This window comes from Oligoflexus sp., from assembly GCF_035638955.1.
Taxonomy (GTDB): domain Bacteria; phylum Bdellovibrionota_B; class Oligoflexia; order Oligoflexales; family Oligoflexaceae; genus Oligoflexus.
Genome location: NZ_DASQYZ010000266.1, coordinates 1 through 1716, shown reverse-complemented (window position 1 = coordinate 1716; position 1716 = coordinate 1). Strand labels below are relative to the sequence as shown.

Genomic DNA, 1716 nt, shown 5'->3' with positions numbered 1-1716 from the left:
TTCATTCTGGACTATGGCGCTGACGATGGCGTCCAAAGCGAGACGGAAACGGTTGGCATTACCGACGCTACCGAGATCCTCCAGTTCAGGCAGCTCGCCCAGAACCGCTCCGAATCTGGGGATCAGGTCGACTGCGACCTTGGCATTATGGCCGAGGGTCCTGAGCAATCCTTCCCGGATCTTTGCCAGTTGAGCTTCGGGCAGGGCCAGGAAGTGATCCGCCAGAGACGAGAAGGCACTGATAAAGGCTTCATAGGGTATATCGCGACTATATTGATTGAATTTGCCTTTAATGAATAGACCGCGCTGCCTGAGAAGTGGCTTATGAACTTCATTGATCAGGGTGGTTTTGCCTATGCCCGAAGCCCCGGTGACAAGAATCATCTGGGCCTGCTTGCTGCTGAACACCTTTTCAAAGGCCTCTTCAAGGAGCCTGATTTCCTTCTCCCGGCCGTAGCATTTCTGGCTCACAGCAAAATAGCGAGGCACATCCCTTGTGGCTAGCGGAAAACGGCTTTGCCTGTCGCCGCTGGCCCAGCGTTTTTGAGCCTCCCTGAGATCAGCAATAAGCCCAAAACCGCTTTGGTAGCGATCTTCGGCTCCCTTGCTCAGGAGCTTGAGGATGATCCCGCTCAAAGACGGGGGAACTTCCCGCCCGGGAGCCTGGGGCGGACGCGGCGTCTCCGATATGTGGGCCGACACGCAGGCCAGAGGATCATCGGTCGGAAAGGGCGGCTCTCCGGAGACCAGCTCATAAAGCAGGGCCCCAAGCGAATAATAATCGCAGCGATAATCGAGGCTCCGGTTCATGCGTCCCGTTTGTTCCGGAGCAATGTACTGAAGGTGACCCTCAAGCTGACTGAGATGCTCGACCTTCGGGTGCTCGCGGGATAGCAGGGTCGATATTCCGAAATCGATGAGACGGATTTCCGTAAGATCCTCAGAGATGAGAAAGTTATCGGGACTGATGTCCTTATGGATGATCAGATTATCGTGCATAAAATCGATGGCTTCAATCATGGATACGGCAAGGCTGAAAATCTGTTCAATTTCCAGTGGCAATTTTCTTTCCGGCAAATGCCTGCGAAGTGAAAATCCTTTGAACCTTTCCATGACGATATAGATCCGGTCGGCTTCCTTGATCAGGTCAAAAGCCTTAAGGAAATAGGCGCCATTCAAAGTTTGGATGAAGCTGAACTCCTGCTCCAGGCGAAGTGCTGCCAGACTGTTATTGTGCCTGTCCGGAACGACCTTGAGAACGACCTCATCCTGCGTATCCGGATCCATACAAACGTAGACCACATTAGGTGAAGAGACATGGAGAGTTTCAATAATTTGATATTTACCTAATTGTTCCATATTTCCCACACACTTTAAAATGGATTACAGGAAGTAAGCTCTTTATGATTATGCAATATTGTACCCCGTTTTCGAAATCACCACCAAATGAACATTGGGACGGCAGGTGATTTCTGGCTTTGTTGCGTTTGCGAACTCTGAGCGAGAAAATGTCTGGATTCGCGAGCAATCATGCAGCGACTGAATAGAAGATCTCAGCAGAGGTATTACCCTCTGCTCCCCTATATCTCAGCCAAGTATGAGACAGTTTCTGCCGATAAATTAGTATAATGAAAGTGGCGGAAATGAGGCTTCATCCATGTCCCAGACATCCAAAGACAAAAAGCTTGTGGGTTCAGCAACTTCAGAATCATTACC

General features: G+C 50.3%; 1 protein-coding gene. It reads right to left on the bottom strand.

What is annotated here, in order from left to right; genetic code table 11:
* Nucleotides 1-1359 (bottom strand): protein kinase domain-containing protein (locus tag VE954_RS24650; protein ID WP_324957825.1); only part of this gene is annotated, 1359 nt, incomplete at its 3' end.
* Nucleotides 1360-1716 lie beyond the last annotated feature (357 nt).